The organism is Limnohabitans sp., from assembly GCF_044361645.1.
In the GTDB taxonomy this organism is placed as follows: domain Bacteria; phylum Pseudomonadota; class Gammaproteobacteria; order Burkholderiales; family Burkholderiaceae_C; genus Limnohabitans_A.
Map to the genome: position 1 here is coordinate 15789 of NZ_JBIKIL010000030.1, position 16509 is coordinate 32297.

General features: G+C 60.2%; 14 protein-coding genes and 1 pseudogene. 10 read left to right on the forward strand and 5 right to left on the reverse strand.

Going from position 1 to position 16509, the window contains the following annotated elements:
- The 9 genes and pseudogenes from holA (at position 1) to ruvC (ending at position 10010) form a co-directional block, all read left to right on the forward strand.
- Positions 1–1053, forward strand: a complete 1053-nt coding sequence (gene holA / locus ACIQ39_RS06620) for a DNA polymerase III subunit delta (RefSeq protein WP_396433821.1) — start codon at positions 1–3, stop codon at positions 1051–1053.
- A gap of 104 nt (positions 1054–1157) precedes the next feature.
- Positions 1158–2438: a glutamate-5-semialdehyde dehydrogenase gene (locus ACIQ39_RS06625; RefSeq protein WP_396433832.1), complete on the forward strand. Its 1281-nt coding sequence runs from the start codon at positions 1158–1160 to the stop codon at positions 2436–2438.
- A gap of 129 nt (positions 2439–2567) precedes the next feature.
- Positions 2568–3863, forward strand: a complete 1296-nt coding sequence (gshA, locus tag ACIQ39_RS06630; protein WP_396433822.1) for a glutamate--cysteine ligase — start codon at positions 2568–2570, stop codon at positions 3861–3863.
- A gap of 284 nt (positions 3864–4147) precedes the next feature.
- A pseudogene (locus ACIQ39_RS06635) lies at positions 4148–5385 on the forward strand (potassium transporter Kup); the annotation flags it as partial.
- The gene (locus ACIQ39_RS06640; RefSeq protein ID WP_396433833.1) at positions 5365–5925 is read left to right on the forward strand and encodes a hypothetical protein; all 561 of its coding nucleotides are present in this window, start codon (positions 5365–5367) and stop codon (positions 5923–5925) included. The pseudogene ACIQ39_RS06635 and the gene ACIQ39_RS06640, both read left to right, overlap by 21 nt.
- A 6-nt stretch (positions 5926–5931) precedes the next feature.
- The gene (locus ACIQ39_RS06645; protein ID WP_396433823.1) at positions 5932–6516 is read left to right on the forward strand and encodes a YqiA/YcfP family alpha/beta fold hydrolase; all 585 of its coding nucleotides are present in this window, start codon (positions 5932–5934) and stop codon (positions 6514–6516) included.
- A gap of 45 nt (positions 6517–6561) precedes the next feature.
- Positions 6562–8634, forward strand: coding sequence for a ribonuclease catalytic domain-containing protein (locus ACIQ39_RS06650; protein ID WP_396433824.1), 2073 nt, complete (start codon positions 6562–6564; stop codon positions 8632–8634).
- A 69-nt stretch (positions 8635–8703) separates the two neighbouring features.
- A complete protein-coding gene (gene mtgA / locus ACIQ39_RS06655; protein WP_396433825.1) occupies positions 8704–9435 on the forward strand; it encodes a monofunctional biosynthetic peptidoglycan transglycosylase in 732 nt (243 codons plus the stop codon).
- A complete protein-coding gene (gene ruvC, locus ACIQ39_RS06660) occupies positions 9432–10010 on the forward strand; it encodes a crossover junction endodeoxyribonuclease RuvC (RefSeq protein ID WP_396433826.1) in 579 nt (192 codons plus the stop codon). Before mtgA ends, ruvC begins: the two co-directional genes overlap by 4 nt.
- A 53-nt stretch (positions 10011–10063) precedes the next feature.
- On the opposite strand, the gene ACIQ39_RS06665 is transcribed toward ruvC, so the two are convergent.
- The 5 genes from ACIQ39_RS06665 to metG form a co-directional block, all read right to left on the reverse strand.
- The gene (locus tag ACIQ39_RS06665; RefSeq protein WP_396433827.1) at positions 10064–10921 is read right to left on the reverse strand and encodes a segregation and condensation protein A; all 858 of its coding nucleotides are present in this window, start codon (positions 10919–10921) and stop codon (positions 10064–10066) included.
- Between the two features lie 92 nt (positions 10922–11013).
- On the reverse strand, positions 11014–11217 hold the full coding sequence (locus ACIQ39_RS06670) for a DUF3460 family protein (protein ID WP_396433828.1): 204 nt from the start codon (positions 11215–11217) through the stop codon (positions 11014–11016).
- 70 nt (positions 11218–11287) lie between these two features.
- Positions 11288–12958, reverse strand: coding sequence for a SulP family inorganic anion transporter (locus ACIQ39_RS06675; protein WP_396433834.1), 1671 nt, complete (start codon positions 12956–12958; stop codon positions 11288–11290).
- Positions 12959–12997: 39 nt separating this feature from the next.
- The gene (locus ACIQ39_RS06680; protein WP_396433829.1) at positions 12998–13735 is read right to left on the reverse strand and encodes a YoaK family protein; all 738 of its coding nucleotides are present in this window, start codon (positions 13733–13735) and stop codon (positions 12998–13000) included.
- Positions 13736–13761: 26 nt separating this feature from the next.
- Complete coding sequence (gene metG / locus ACIQ39_RS06685) at positions 13762–15888, reverse strand: methionine--tRNA ligase (protein WP_396433830.1); 2127 nt, start codon at positions 15886–15888, stop codon at positions 13762–13764.
- 86 nt (positions 15889–15974) lie between these two features.
- Here metG and ACIQ39_RS06690 point away from each other — a divergent pair.
- The coding region (locus tag ACIQ39_RS06690; RefSeq protein WP_396433831.1) for a P-loop NTPase at positions 15975–16509 on the forward strand (535 nt) is incomplete at its 3' end.

Sequence of the window (16509 nt, forward strand, 5' to 3'; positions counted from 1 at the left end):
ATGCAACTGGCCCTGTCCCAGCTCTCGGCCCACTTGCAAAAAGGCCTGCGCAGCCTGTATGTGATGCACGGCGATGAGCCTTTGATGCAACAAGAGGCAGCCGACGCCGTGCGCACTGCCGCCCGCGCCCAAGGGTTTACCGAGCGCAGTGTGCACACCGTGTCTGGGGCCCATTTCGACTGGAGCGAGGTGCTGGCCGCAGGCGGCTCGCTCAGCCTGTTTGCGGACAAGCAAATCGTCGAAGTGCGCATTCCCTCGGGCAAACCAGGTAAAGAGGGCAGCACCGCTTTGCAGCAATTGGCCGCCTCAGCGCAGGGCAATGACAGCACGCTGAGCTTGCTGTTGTTGCCCAAATTGGATGCAGCCACCCGCAAAGGGGCATGGTTTGAGGCACTGGAAAATGCGGGCGTCTCGCTTCAGATCGATGTGGTGGAGCGCAGTGCCTTGCCGCAGTGGATCGCCCAGCGCCTGCAGCTGCAGGGCCAAAACGTGGCCGCAGGCGAGGAGGGTCAGCGCAGCTTGCAATTTTTTGCCGACCGGGTGGAGGGCAACTTGTTGGCCGCCCATCAAGAGATTCAAAAACTCGGCCTGCTGCACCCGCCGGGTGAGCTCAGTCAGGCCCAAATCGAGTCGGCCGTGGTCAATGTGGCCCGTTACGACGTGTTCAAGCTGTCCGAGGCGGTGTTGTCGGGTCAAGTGGCACGCGTCCAGCGCATGCTCGACGGCCTGCAAGCCGAGGGCGAGGCGGCCGTGCTGGTGCACTACACCTTGGCCGAGGACATCCGCGCCTTGAAGCGGGTGAAAGACGCCATCGCCAACGGCAAACCCATGCCCATGGCGCTGCGCGAGCAGCGGGTGTGGGGCCCGCGTGAACGCTTGTTTGAGCGCGTGCTGCCGCGCATGAGCGAGGCTCGCTTGAATGGTTTGTTGCAAGCGGCGCATCAAGTCGATGGCATCGTCAAAGGCCTGAAGGTGCCCGATTGGCCCCACGATGCTTGGCAGGCCTTGCATCGCCTAGCGGTCCGTTTGTCTCGCTTTTGTGCTGTGCGCTGAATGTCGTGGGTGTTGTCGATTCAGCGGTTCAGCCGCTGACAAGTGGTCTTTTCATGCTTTTCCACAGCGTCGAGCAGGGCTACGGCATCTGCGAAAATATCCGAATGACTGAATTGAACACCGCTGAACACGTCCAAGCACTGGGCAAACAAGCCAAGCAAGCTTCGGCACTGATGGCCCGGGCATCGACGGCCACCAAAAACGCGGCCTTGCGTCATCTGGCTGCTTTGCTGCGCGCCAACACGCAAGCCCTGCAAGCGAGCAACGCCCAAGATCTGGACCGTGCCCGCGCCGCAGGCTTGGCCGAGCCCATGGTGGACCGCCTCAAACTCAGCCCCCAAGTGCTGGAGACCTGTGCCCAAGGCTGTGAGCAGTTGGCCGCCATGCCCGACCTGATCGGTGAAATCATCGGCATGAAGCAAGTGCCCAGCGGCATCCGCGTGGGCCAGATGCGCGTGCCCATTGGCGTGTTTGGCATGATTTTCGAAAGCCGCCCCAACGTCACCATTGAGGCGGCCAGCCTGTCCATCAAGAGCGGCAACGCCTGCATCTTGCGCGGCGGCTCCGAGGCCATCCACTCCAACAAGGCCCTGGCCCAACTCGTCCAACAAGCTTTGCGCGAGAGCGGCTTGCCCGTGGACGCGGTGCAACTGGTGCAAACCACTGACCGCGCGGCGGTGGGCCACCTCATCACCATGCCCCAATATGTGGATGTGGTCATTCCGAGGGGCGGCAAAGGCCTGATCGAGCGCATCAGTGCCGAGGCCAAAGTGCCGGTCATCAAGCACTTGGACGGCAATTGCCACACCTACGTGGACGCGCCTTGCGACATCGACATGGCCGTGAAAGTGGCCGACAACGCCAAAACCCAAAAGTACAGCCCGTGCAACGCCATCGAGGGCCTGTTGGTGGCACGCGCTGTGGCGGCGGAGTTTTTGCCCAAAATCGGGGCCGTGTATGCCGCCAAGGGCGTGGAGATGCGCTGCTGCCCCAAGGCCAAAACGATTTTGAGCCAAGTCACGGGGGCCCAGCTGAAAGACGCGGCCGAGCAAGATTGGTACGAGGAATACCTCGCGCCCATCATCAGCGTGAAAGTGGTCGAGGGTTTAGACGAGGCGATTGCGCACATCAACCACTACAGCAGCCACCACACCGACGCCATCCTGACCCGCGACCACATGCACGCGCAGCGCTTTTTGCGCGAGGTGGACTCGGCCAGCGTCATCGTCAACACCAGCACCCGCTTTGCCGATGGTTTTGAGTTTGGATTGGGGGCCGAGATCGGCATCAGCACCGATAAATTCCACGCCCGAGGCCCGGTGGGCATCGAAGGCCTCACCTCACTCAAATACGTGGTGCTGGGTGATGGCGAGGTCCGTGGCTGATGCCCGATGCCGGTCTGCGCTGATGCCCCAAGTGCATGGCCTGTTAAGGCTGCTGGCTTGCAATCGCGCCATCTGCCCCCAAATGAATCAATTGTTTTTGCCCTTATTTTTGCCTCGTAAAGGTCGCCCATGGTCCCCCACCTCGTCACCGCTTTGACCGGCCCCATCAATGAGTTGGAGCAGCGCATCCTGGACTCCATGCCCGCCATCGAGCGCTGGTTTCGTTTGGAGTGGATGGAGCACACGCCCCCCATTTACACCTCGGTCGACATCCGCAACGCGGGCTTCAAATTGGCCCCGGTGGACACCAATCTTTACCCTGGGGGTTGGAACAATCTGACGCCCGAGATGCTGCCGCTGGCGGTGCAGGCGGCACAAGCGGCCATCGAAAAGATCTGCCCAGAGGCCAAAAACCTGCTGATCATTCCCGAAAACCACACACGCAACACCTTTTACCTGAGCAATGTGGTGCAGTTGCAGCGCATCTTCCACATGGCGGGCCTGAATGTGCGTTTGGGCTCGATCAACCCTGAGATCAAGGAAAGCACCACGATTGAGTTGCCCAATGGCGAAAGCGTGACTTTGGAGCCCGTGGTGCGCAGCCAGCACCGATTGGGCCTGAAAGACTTTGACCCTTGCACCATTTTGCTGAACAACGACTTGTCGGCGGGTGCCCCGGGCATCTTGGAAGAGCTGCATGAGCAATTCCTGCTGCCGCCTTTGCACACGGGCTGGAGCGTGCGGCGCAAGACCAAGCACTTTGAGTGCTATGAAGAAGTCGCCAAACGCTTTGGCAAGTTGCTGGGCATCGACCCTTGGCTGATCAACCCCATGTTCAGCCAATGTGGCGATGTGAACTTTGCCGAAGGCACGGGCATGGATTGCCTGCGCAGCAATGTGGATGCGCTGCTCACCAAAACCAAGCGGAAATACAAAGAGTACGGCATCAACGAAAAGCCGTTTGTGGTGGTCAAAGCCGACAACGGCACCTATGGCATGGGCATCATGACGGTGCGCGATGTGAGCGATCTGGACGCGCTGAACCGCAAGACCCGCAACAAGATGAACGTCATCAAAGACGGCCAGACGGTGAACGACGTGATCATTCAAGAAGGCGTGTTGACCAACGAGCGCATCAACGACGCGGTGGCCGAACCCGTGGTCTACATGATGGACCGCTATGTGGTGGGCGGTTTTTACCGCGTGCACGCCGAGCGCGGGGTCGATGAAAACCTGAACGCCCCCGGTGCCAGCTTTGTGCCCCTGGCTTTTGCAGACGCGCCGCACCTGCCCCAGCCGGGCGTCAAACCCGGAGCCAGCGTGCCCAACCGCTTTTACATGTATGGCGTGATCGGCCGTTTGGCCATGCTGGCGGCCAGTTACGAACTCGAAGCCACCGACCCCGAGGCCGAGGTGTACGACTGAAGAGGGTGTTTTTGGCGTTTGGGCGGCCTGAAATCTACGATTGAGGTGATTTCAGGCCTTGTTTTTTTTGAAGTCGTCAAAAGTTGCTGCACTGCAACATATTTGCAATGGGGCCATGACAGATCGGCAAGGGTGAGCGCAAAATGGGCTGCATCTCAGCCACCTGGCCTGACTTTTGTCAGGCTGCTTTTTTTGTGTCCTCAACAAAATCCTCACTCGCCGCCCTGACCTTGGGCGCCATAGGCGTGGTTTACGGCGACATCGGCACCAGCGTGCTGTACGCCATGAAAGAGGTCTTTGGCTCCGGCCATGTGCCCTTCACACACGACAACGTGTACGGCATCCTCTCCATCTTTTTCTGGACCCTGACCACCATCGTGTCGGTCAAGTATGTGGTGCTGGTGCTGCGGGCCGACAACCACGGCGAGGGCGGTCTGGTGGCCATGCTGGCGCTGGCCTCGCAATCGGTCAAAGACAAACCCCAGCTGCGCAAGGTGTTGCTGATCGTGGGCATCTTTGGCACCTGCTTGTTTTACGGCGACGGGGTCATCACCCCCGCCATTTCGGTGCTGTCTGCAGTAGAAGGCTTGGAGGTCATTTCTCCCACGTTCAAAAAATATGTCATTCCCCTCACGCTGGTGATCCTCTTTGGGCTGTTTTGGGTGCAAAAGCGCGGCACGGCGGGCATTGGCAAATTCTTTGGGCCCATCACCTTGATTTGGTTTGCCACCATCGCGGTGCTGGGTGTGTCGCACATCGTGCACCACCCGGAGATTTTGCTGGCCATCAGCCCCCACTACGCCTTGGGCTTCATGTGGGCCAACCCCGGGACCACCTTCATCATTTTGGGGCGGTGGTCTTGTGCGTCACGGGTGGCGAAGCGCTGTACGCCGATTTGGGCCACTTCGGTAAAAAACCGATCCGACTGGCCTGGTTCAGCGTGGTCATGCCTTGCCTGACCTTGAATTATTTTGGCCAAGGCGCTTTGCTCTTGGCCGAGCCCGAGGCCGTGAAAAATCCGTTTTTCATGATGGCCCCCGACTGGGCCTTGCTGCCCTTGGTGGGCCTGGCCACCATGGCCACGGTCATCGCCTCGCAAGCCCTGATTTCCGGCGCTTTCAGTGTGACCAAACAGGTGATCCAGCTGGGTTATCTGCCGCGCCTGCAGGTGCTGCACACCAGCGAGACCGATACCGGCCAGATTTACATGCCTTTTGTGAATTGGGGTCTGTTTGTGGCCATCGTGCTGGCCGTGATCATGTTCAAGTCGTCGAGCAACCTGGCTGCGGCTTACGGCATTGCCGTGTGCACTGACATGCTGATCACCACGGTGCTGACTTTCTTTGTGATCCGCTATTCCTGGAAGCTGCCGCTGGCGCTGTGCATCGGTGCAACAGGCTTCTTCTTTGTGGTCGACTTGGCGTTTTGGGCGTCCAACATGTTCAAGCTGTTCGACGGTGGCTGGTTCCCTCTGCTCATTGGCGCGGCCGTGTTCACCCTGATGCTGACCTGGCACGACGGGCGACGTTTGCTCAACGACTCTTTGCGTTCGGACACCTTGCGCCTGACGGATTTTCTGGAGGCAGTGTTCATTTCGCCGCCCACACGGGTGGGTGGCACGGCCGTGTTCCTCACGGCTGAGGCGGGTTCGGTGCCCAACGCTTTGCTGCACAACCTGAAGCACAACAAGGTTTTGCACGAACGCAACCTGTTTGTCACGGTGCGCAGCCACGAGGTGCCGCGCATCGACGCCCAGCAGCGCTTAGATGTGACACCGCTGGGGCATGACTGCTGGCAAGTCATCGTCAACTATGGCTTCAAGGACAACCCGGATTTGCCGAGCGCGCTGACCAAAATCCAGGGCGAGGGCTACAAGTTGGACCCGATGACGACCAGCTATTTCCTCTCGCGTGACATCGTGATCCCCACCATTGGCGGTGGCATGGCCCCTTGGCGCGAAAAGCTCTTTGCCCAGATGCACCACAACGCCAGCGGCGCGGCCGCGTTTTTGAACCTGCCGACCAATGCGGTGGTCGAGCTGGGCTCCAAAATCGAAATTTAAGGCCCCGTGCTCACCACCCATTTGCTCTACCTGCACGGCTTCAGGTCTTCGCCACAGTCGGCCAAGGCCCAAACCATGGCCCAGCGGGTGCAGGCCTTGCACCCCGGTGTGCGCTGGTGGTGCCCGCAGTTGCCCGCTTCTCCCGCGCAAGCGATGGCGCTGTTGCTGCAGGGCACAGCCGCCTGGCCGCGCGAGCAGATGGCGGTCATGGGTTCATCGCTCGGTGGCTTTTATGCCGCTTGGCTGTCGGCGCAGCTGGGTGTTCCTGCGGTGTTGATCAACCCGGCCGTGCACCCTTCGCGCGATTTGGCGCGTTACATCGGTGAGCACCCGGTTTGGCAAGACCCGGCGCAAAGCATCTTTTTTGAGCCAGGCTATGTGCAAGAGCTCCAAGTGCTGGAAAGTCAGCCCTTACCAACTTGCCCGCTCACACTGAGCTTGATCGCCAAGGGCGACGAGGTGCTGGATTGGCGCGAAATGCTGGCCCGCCACCAAGCTGGGCAGGTGTGCCTGATCGAGGGAAGCGACCATGCCCTGAGCGATTTTGACGCGCATTTGCCCCAAATCTTTCAATTTCTGCAGCTGGCTTGAGGCGCACCGGGCCGAATGCCCGGGTGGCATGGGAAAATGCGCTGCATGTACGTATTATTTGAAGATGCCGGCAAATTCATGGCCGGCCGCATCCTGTCTGAAGCCGAGGCCTCGGCGCAGGTCGAACTCGATTCGGGCAAACGGGTCAAGGTCAAATCAGCCCAGATGCTGCTGAAGTTCGACAAACCGGCCCCGGCCGCCTTGCTCAGCGCTGCCGCCGCTTTGAGCCAGACCATCGAGCTGGAGCTGGCCTATGAATGCGCCTCGGACGAAGAGTTCGGCTTTGGCGACCTGGCCCAAGACTACTTCAGCACCAGCGCCAGCACCACCGAGCAAGTGGCGGCTTTGCTGCGTTTGCACGATGCCCCGCATTACTTCCGCAAAGGCAGCAGCAAAGGGCGTTTTCGCAAAGTGCCGCCCGAGATCGTGCAGCAGGCCTTGCTGGCCATCGAGAAGAAAAAGCAGGTTCAGGCCCAAATTGAAGCCTGGTCGGCCGAGCTGATGGCCGGCAGCTGCCCAGCCCCAGTTCGCGAGCAGCTTTACAAAATTTTGTTCCGGCCCGACAAAAACACACCCGAATACAAGGCCGTGGTCGAGGCCAGCAAAGGCAGCCAGACCGCCCCTTTGGATTTGTTGCAATTCGCCGGGGCCATTGACTCGCCTTGGGATTTCCATTGGCAACGGTTTTTGTTTGATCTGTTTCCCAAGGGCACGGGCTTTCCAGTTTTGCAAGCGCCCGCCATCGCCGACGACTTGCCGCTGGCCCCGGTGCAAGCGTTTTCAATTGACGACTCGCACACCACCGAGATCGACGATGCCTTGTCTCTGCAAGGCCTGGGTACGGGCAGTGTCACGGTGGGCATCCACATCGCCGCGCCCGGCTTGGCCGTGGCACCCGGCAGCGCCATCGACCAGCTGGGCCGCGCCCGCCTGTCCACCGTCTACATGCCAGGCTACAAAATCACCATGCTGCCCGACAGCGTGGTGCAGGCCTACACCTTGATGGAGGGGCGGGACTGCCCGGCCGTGTCGCTTTACGTGACCTTCAGCGAAGACACGCTGGAGGTGCAAAGCTCGCAGACCCGCATTGAGCGGGTACACATTTTGGCCAACCTGCGACACGACCAGCTGGACGAGCGCATCACCCGCGAGTGGCTGGAGGGCGAAGACCCCAGCGACCACGCCGATGTGCCCGTGAGCCGCGACACCTTGGGGTTTTTCTGGCGTCTGGCCCAGACCCTGAAAGCGCGACGCGAAGTGGTGCGCGGCAAGCCCGAGAACTTCAACCGCCCGGACTACAGCTTCAAGCTCGAGCGCGACAGCAACGACACACCACCGACGGGGGACGAGACGGTCTTGATCGGCACGCGCAAGCGCGGCGCGCCGCTTGACTTGATGGTGGCCGAGGCCATGATTTTGGCCAACAGCACCTGGGGCCAGTGGATGGCGCAATTGGGCGTGCCCGGCATTTACCGCAGCCAGGCCAGCCTGGCACCCGGCGTCAAAGTGCGCATGGGCACCAAAGCGCTGCCGCACGCGGGCATTGGCGTGCCCAGCTATGCGTGGAGCACCTCGCCGCTGCGCCGTTACACCGACCTGGTCAACCAGTGGCAAATCATCGCCTGCGCCCAGCAAGGTGCCACGGCCGCATTGGCAGCACCCTTCAAGCCCAAAGACGCCGAGTTGTTCTCCATCATCAGCGGCTTTGATGCGGCCTACAGCGCCTACAACAGCGTGCAGGCGAGCATGGAGCGCTATTGGACGCTGCGCCACGTGCAACAGCAAGGCCTGCAGGAGTTGGACGCCAGCTTGGTCAAAGAGATGGGCGGCGGCATTTGGTTGGTGCGGGCCGAGACCTTGCCCTTGACGTTCAGCGTGATGGGCGCGCAGAGCTTGCCCAGAGGGGCCCGGGTGCGCGTGAAACTGGCCGATGTGGACCTGATGGCGCTGGACGTGCGCGGCACCGTGCTCGCGCATTTGGATGCCCAGCAGACCGATGCCAGTCACGCCGATCAGGCCGAGGAAGCCATGCAAGCTGAGGATGAGGACGAGGACAATTTGTCCGCAGGCCCGGTCACCATCGCGCTGGACCTGAGCGAGCCCACCTCAGACGCTTGAAGCTGAGCCCAAGCCCTGTTTGCACGAGCACGCCCAATGCCCAAACTTTCAGCGAAAGAAACCTGTTGCATGCGCGCACTGGGCCGCTGGTTGTTGCTGCTGCTGTGGGCGCTGCTTGGCTTGCAGTTGTTTTTTGTGCTGCGCATTGTGAGCATGAATTGGATAGCCCCTGAGTCCACCAGCTTCCAACGCTCGCAGGCCTGGCGCATCGTGTGGCGCGATGGTCAATTGCCTTGGCGTCAGGACTCGGTGAGTCTGGCTGCGATGGCCAAAAGCTTGCAACGGGCGGTGATCGCCTCGGAGGATTCGGCTTTCACCCAACACTCGGGTATTTGGTGGCAGTCACTCGAAAATGCTTGGGAAAAAAACAACCGTGCCAAAGCCCAGGCCGAAAAGCGCGCGCAGCGCCAAGCCGACAAACCAGTCGCCGTCAAAATCGTTGGCGGTTCGACCATCAGCCAGCAACTGGCCAAAAACTTGTTTTTATCCGGCGAGCGCACCCTGCTGCGCAAAGCCCAAGAAATGGTGCTGGCCTTGACCCTGGAATTGCTGCTGAGCAAGTCGCGCATTTTAGAAATTTACCTCAACAACGTGGAGTGGGGTGAAGGCGTCTTTGGTGCCGAGGCGGCGGCGCAGCACTACTTTGGCAAAAACGCTGCCCGCCTGAACGCTTGGGAGTCGGCGCGCTTGGCGGTCATGCTGCCGCGCCCGCGCTACTTTGAAAAACTGGCGAAGTCGGCCTATCTGGCGCGGCGTGCCGAGACCATCATGGCCCGCATGAACGACGTGGTGCTGCCTTGAGCCTGAGCACACCCCCCCCGCCGACGCAGCGCATCTTGGGCATTGACCCTGGTTTGCAGACCACAGGCTTTGGCTTGATTGACATCACCGGCTCTCGCTTGCAGTACGTGGCCAGCGGCGTGATCGAGACCCTCCGCGAGGACATGGGCAATTTGCCCGCCCGCCTCAAGGTGATCTATGACGGCATCCGCGAAATCAACGCACGCTACCAGCCCGATATGGCCTCGGTCGAGATTGTGTTCGTCAACGTCAACCCGCAAGCCACCTTGCTGTTGGGCCAAGCGCGCGGCTGCGCCGTCACGGCGCTGGTGTCGTGCGGCTTGCCGGTGGCCGAGTACACCGCATTGCAAATGAAACAATCGATCACCGGCCAAGGCCGTGCGGCCAAATCGCAAATCCAAGAAATGGTCAAGCGCTTGCTGCAATTGCCGGTGTTGCCTCGGCAAGACGCGGCCGATGCCTTGGGGATGGCGATCACCCACGCCCACGCCAGCCCCTCCATGAATAAATTGGCCGCGCAAGGGGTTCTGAGCCGCAAAACCCACGGGATGTTCAAGGGTGGGCGTAACCACTGAGCGCAAGCCCGGCGCGCTGACGGTTGCCGCTGGGCCCTGGGTGGGGCCTTGGTTCAGCTGGGGGTGTAAGCCAAGCGCACATAGATGGGTGCGAAGGCTTCTGCTTGGGTGATGTCGATCAAGGTCTCTTTGGCCAATTCCAGCAAGGCGATGAAAGTGACCACCAAGACCGGCACGCCCAAACTTGGGTCAAACAGGTGTTCAAACGCCACAAACTTGCGCCCCTGCAAGTGCTTGAGCACCAGAGTCATGTGTTCGCGCACGCTCAAGGCTTCGCGGCTGATTTTGTGGTGTTGTACCAAGTTGGCGCGTTTCAAAATGTCTCGCCAAGCCGATTGAAGCTCGTTCATGTCCACTTCGGGCAAACGCGGCTGCAGGCTTTGCTCGATGTAGACATGGGCTTGCAAAAAATCGCGCCCCTGTTGAGGAACGGCATTGAGCTGCATAGAAGCCAGTTTCATCTGCTCGTATTCGAGCAGACGGCGCACCAGTTCTGCGCGAGGGTCTTCGTGTTCCGGCCCTTCGGCCATTTTTCGGGGGGGCAATAACATGCGCGATTTGATCTCGATCAGCATGGCCGCCATCAGCAGGTATTCGGCGGCCAACTCCAAGTTGCGCTGGCGGATTTCATCGACATAGCTCAGGTACTGGCGCGTCACGCCCGCCATGGGGATGTCCAAAATGTTGAAGTTTTGCTTGCGGATCAAATACAAAAGCAAATCGAGCGGGCCCTCGAAAGCCTCTAAAAAAACCTCCAGCGCATCCGGTGGAATGTACAAGTCGCTGGGCATGGCGAACAGGGGCTCGCCATACAAGCGCGCCAGCGCCACTTGGTCCACCACCCCAGGCATGCTCGCAGGGCTGGTGGCATCGGGCAAGCTGTGGACAGTGGAGAGACGCGCTGCGTTCATGACCTGTGGTTGCGGTTTTCAAATTGGGGGGTAAGCACAAACGCTTGACTGCCCAGTGCTGCAGCTCAGTGCGCCAGACCTGTTGGCCAGCCTTATGCCAAGGTTTGGTAAACGTAGGGTTTTTGTGCCACGCGGGCCTGGTTGAATTCGGCTTGCACCGCGCGGTCCACAGCCTTGTCCCACAACAAGCTGCGACCTTGTCGCTGCTGCGCCTCCAGTTCGGGGCGCTGGGCCTTCAACTGGTCAATGAATTGGGTGGTGTCTGAGGCGTAATCGGGGCGGCGAAAAAAGGACATGGGGGCAATCTGTGCAAGGCTCAAACGAGAGCCTGGTGGGCGAGGGTTAACTCGGGTGAATCGGCTCATTTTAACGGGCTGGCGAGGCGGTCAGCTCAATGGCGCGGTCCAAACCGCTGCTTAAGCTGGGCTGCAAATGGCCTTGCAGTTGCTCCAGCAGACCGCTGCGCTGGGCCATGTCCAGAGGCTGGTGGTTCAGTCCGCAGACAATCAGGGCGACATTTTTTTTGCGGCAGGTCTTGATCAAGCTCATCAGCGCGTCCGCACCCGAGGAATCGATGTAGATCACGTTTTTCAAGTCCACCACCAACGCGGGTGCGTTGATCTTGTCCTCAATGGCCTCGAGCAATTTGACCGCGCCGAAAAACACCGCCCCGTACAAGCGCCAAGCCTGCACACGGTGCGCCAAGCCGGCCAAGCTCGGTTGTTCGGCAGGGCCCACGCTTTCACTGCGGCTCAGGCTGGAGATGCGGTAGATGAACGTCAGGCAGGCCGCGACCAAACCGACCTCGACAGCCACCGTCAGGTCAAACACCACAGTCAGGAAAAACACCGACAACAAGGTGATGCGGTAAGGCATGCGGTATTGGCGCAGGTGCCAAAACTCGCGCCATTCGCCCATGTTCCAAGCCACAAACATCAAAATGGCCGCGAGCGCCGCGAGCGGGATGTGCCCGGCCAGTGGCGCGGCCAACAGCACCACGGCCAGCAAGGTGAGCGAATGCACCATGCCCGATATCGGGGTGGTGCCACCGCTTTTGATGTTGGTGACGGTGCGCGCGATGGTGCCGGTGGCCGGCATGCCGCCAAAAAAGGGCGTGACAAAATTGGCCACGCCTTGGGCCATCAGCTCTTGGTTGGGGTTGTGGCGGTCGCCGATCATGCCGTCGGCAATGCGCGCGCACAACAGCGATTCAATCGCCCCCAGCAAGGTCAGCGTCAAGGTTGGCATGAGCAAAAAGCGTGCACTGTCCCAGCTGAACTCGGGCCACACAAAGCCAGGCAAGGCAGACGGGATGCCACCAAATTTGCTGCCAATGGTCTCCACGGGCAGGTTCAGCAACCACGTGAGCAGCGTCGCAAACACCAGCGCCACAATGGAGCCGGGCAACATGCTGGCCCAGCGGTAAGGTGTGCCGCTCAAGCGTTTGCTTACGCGCAGCCACCCCACCACCAGTGACAAAGAGGCCAAGGCCAGCAGCAGCGCTGGCCAATTGATGGTGTGCAAACTGTGCCACAAGGCGTTCAAAATACCAAAAAAATCAGCCGGCATGCTGACCACTTGGAGGCCCAAAAAATCTTTGATTTGCGACAAGATGATCAGCACCGCGATGCCGTTGGTAAAACCAATGACCACGGTGACAGGGATAAAGCGGATCAAGGAGCCCAGCCGAAACAAGCCCATTAAAAACAGCAACACGCCCGACATGGCAGTGGCCAAGATCAGGTTGGCCAGGCCATAGCGCTCCACGATGCCGTAGACGATGACGATGAACGCGCCTGCAGGGCCGCCGATTTGCACCCGGCTGCCCCCCAAAGCAGAGATCAAAAAGCCCGCGATGATGGCGGTGAAAAGACCGGCTTCGGGTTTGAGGCCCGAGGCAATGGCAAAGGCCATGGCCAGGGGCAGGGCCACCACGCCAACGGTCAGGCCAGCCCCCACATCTTGGCCGAAGCGTTCGCGGTTGTAGCCATGCAAGCTGTCGAGCAAACGAGGGCGAAAAAAATGCACAGTTTGCATCTTGACCATGGGCGTCTCGTGGTTATTTTTATAGGCAAATTATGCGGCACGCCAGCGCAGGTCGGCCAGCAGGGGCCGCAGACACAGCAGCCACAGCAAAGCCGCCAAGGGCACGGTGGTGATGTAGCCCCAGTATTTGAAGCCCAACGCCCCCATCAGCCCACCCAGAAAAAAGCCCAGCACCAAGCTCAGCTGCACCCGAAGGCGTTGTCGGTTGGCGCGCACCGGGGTTCCGGGCTGGCTGCGGTTCATGTACAAGAGTTTGCCCAGCTCGATGCCCAAGTCGGTCACCAAGCCGGTGATGTGGGTGGTGCGGATTTCGGCCTTGGAAATTTTGGTGATGACGGCGTTTTGCAAGCCCATGATGAAGCACAGCAAGACCACCGTGAGCGGCACAAACAGCTGCGACCAAGCTGCAATGGCCGCGCCAAACAGCCCGAACACCAGCAAGGCCCCGGATTCGAGCAGAAGTGGCAGTCCGTAGCTGCTGCGCAGTTGCTGACGCAGGCCCCAGTTGACCAGCACGGCGGTGCACATGGCCCCGGCCATAAAGGCCAGCAAGCACACGAGGCCTGCCAGCGCCAAGGTGATGTTGCCCAACACCAGGTCATCGGCCACCGAAGACACGATGCCAGTCATGTGCGAGGTGTAACTGCCCACCGCCAAAAAACCACCCGCGTTGGTGGCCCCGGCCACAAAGGTCAGCACCAGGCCCAGTCGCAGATTGGCCTCAGGGCTTCGCTGCACATCGGTCCATCCGCGGATCAGAGGGAACATGTGCAGTGTGCTCGTGTGCAGGCGTTTCAGTGGATGCGCATGCCGGGCTTGGCGCCCGGCCAGGGGTGCAGCACGTAAATGCCTGCATCGGTTTTGTCGTCGGCGTGGCTGGCGGCCAGCACCATGCCCTCGCTCACGCCAAACTTCATCTTGCGCGGCGCCAAGTTGGCCACCAGCACCGTGAGTTGGCCGATCAGGTCTTCGGGCTTGTACATGCTGGCGATGCCGCTGAACACGTTGCGCAGGATGGGACGTCCTTGTGAGTCCGGGCCTTCACCCACGTCCAGCGTCAGGCGCAGCAGCTTGACCGAGCCTTCCACCGGCTCACAGTTGACGATCTGGGCGATGCGCAGGTCCACCTTGGCGAAGTCGTCGATGCTGATCGCGGGCGCGATGGCTTCGCCACCGGGGATCAGCTTTTCTTCCACCACGGCAGGTGGCTCGAACAGGGCTTCGAGTTGTTCGGGGGTGACGCGCTGCATCAGGTGTTGGTAGGTGTGGATGGTGTGGCCCGCACCCAGCAGGTTTTGCGCTTGCGCAAAGCTCAAGGGCGGGACGTTCAAAAAGGCCTCGACCTGCACGGCCAATGCGGGCAGCACGGGTTTGAGTTGCAGACTCAGCAAGCGGAAGGCTTCAATGCAAGCTGTGCACACGTCGTGCAAGCGTGCGTCTTGACCGACTTGTTTGACCAAATCCCAAGGTTTGTTTTGGTCCACATAGCTGTTGACCTTGTCGGTCAGCAGCATGATTTCGCGCAAAGCTTTGGCGTATTCGCGCTCTTCGTAGAACGCAGCAATGCTTGGCGTGGCGGCTTGCAAGGCCGAGAGCAAGGCTTGGCCGTCGGCGCTGACGCTGCCCAACTGGCCGCCAAAACGCTTGGCGATGAAACCCGCCGAGCGCGAAGCGATGTTGATGAATTTTCCGATCAAATCGCTGTTCACCCGCGCCATGAAGTCCTCGGCATTGAAGTCGATGTCTTCGTTGCGGGCTGAGAGTTTGGCCGCCAGGTAGTAGCGCAGCCACTCGGGGTTCATGCCCAGGCTCAAATACTTGAGCGGGTCCAGGCCCGTGCCCCGGCTCTTGCTCATCTTCTCGCCGTTGTTCACCGTCAAAAAGCCGTGCACGTTGACCTTGTTGGGCGTCTTGCGGCCCGAGAAGTGCAGCATCGCGGGCCAAAACAGCGTGTGGAAGGTCACGATGTCTTTGCCGATGAAGTGGATCTGCTCCAGATGGGGGTTGGCCATGTAGGCGGCGTAATCTTCGCCGCGTTTGTCCAGCAGGTTTTTCAGTGACGCCAAGTAGCCTACAGGTGCGTCCAGCCAGACATAAAAGTACTTGCCCGGTGCGTCGGGGATTTCGATGCCGAAGTAAGGCGCGTCGCGTGAGATATCCCAATCGCCCAAGCCTTCGCTGGTCGTGCCGTCGGGGTTGGTGCGCACCGAAAACCACTCTTTGACCTTGTTGGCCACTTCGGGTTGCAGCTTGCCGTCTTGCGTCCACTGGCTCAAAAACTCAACGCAGCGCGGGTCGGACAGCTTGAAGAAAAAGTGCTCCGAGGTTTTGAGCTCAGGCGTGGCGCCTGACAGGGCCGAAAACGGGTTGATCAGGTCGGTCGGGGCATAGACTGCGCCACACACCTCGCAGTTGTCGCCGAACTGGTCTTTGGCGTGGCACTTGGGGCACTCGCCTTTGATAAAACGGTCGGGCAAGAACATGTTCTTTTGTGGGTCAAAGAACTGCTCGACCGAGCGCACCTCAATCAGCGAGCCGCCGTTGGCCAAGGGAATGTCGCGCAGGTCGCGGTAAATTTGGCGGGCCAGCTCATGGTTTTCCGGCGCGTCGGTGCTGTGCCAGTTGTCGAACTGGATGTGAAAGCCGTCCAGATAAGGCTTGCGGCCCGCCGCGATGTCGGTCACAAACTGCTGCGGCGTTTTGCCGGCTTTTTCGGCGGCGATCATGATGGGCGCGCCATGCGTGTCGTCAGCACCCACAAAGTTCACTTGGCTGCCCTGCATCCTTTGATAACGCACCCAGATGTCGGCCTGGATGTATTCCATGATGTGGCCGATGTGGAAATGGCCGTTGGCGTAGGGCAGGGCGGTGGTGACGAAGAGTTGGCGGGGCGCTTCTTGAAGACCGTTATGGGCAGGCATGGTGGGGCAGTTTGTAGGGGAATCGGTGATTTTAGGGTGTATGGCCAGTCTTGTCGGTAAACTTCGGCCCATTCAAGAAAGTGACCATGGCGACCACCGAACAACTCATCCAAGCCCTGCAAGCCGTCATCGACCCGAACACGGGCAAAGATTTCGTTTCCACCAAAACGCTGAAGAACCTGCAAGTCGAAGGCGGCGATGTGTCGTTTGAAGTGGAGCTGGGTTATCCGGCCAAGAGCCAGATTCCCGGCATTCGCCAAGCGCTGATTGCGGCTGCCAAGGGCGTGGCGGGCGTGGCCAACGTGTCGGCCAACGTGACCAGCAAGATCACCGCCCACAGCGCTCAGCGCGGCGTGGCGCTGCTGCCGCAGGTGAAAAACATTGTGGCCGTGGCCTCGGGCAAGGGCGGCGTGGGCAAGAGCACCACCGCCGTCAACTTGGCGCTGGCGCTGGCTGCCGAGGGGGCCAAGGTGGGCCTGCTGGACGCCGACATTTACGGCCCCAGCCAGCCCATGATGATGGGCATTGAAGGCCGACCCGAAAGCGAAGACGGCCAGACCATGGAGCCGATGGAGAACTACGGCGTGCAGGTCATGTCGATTGGTTTCTTGGTCAATCAGG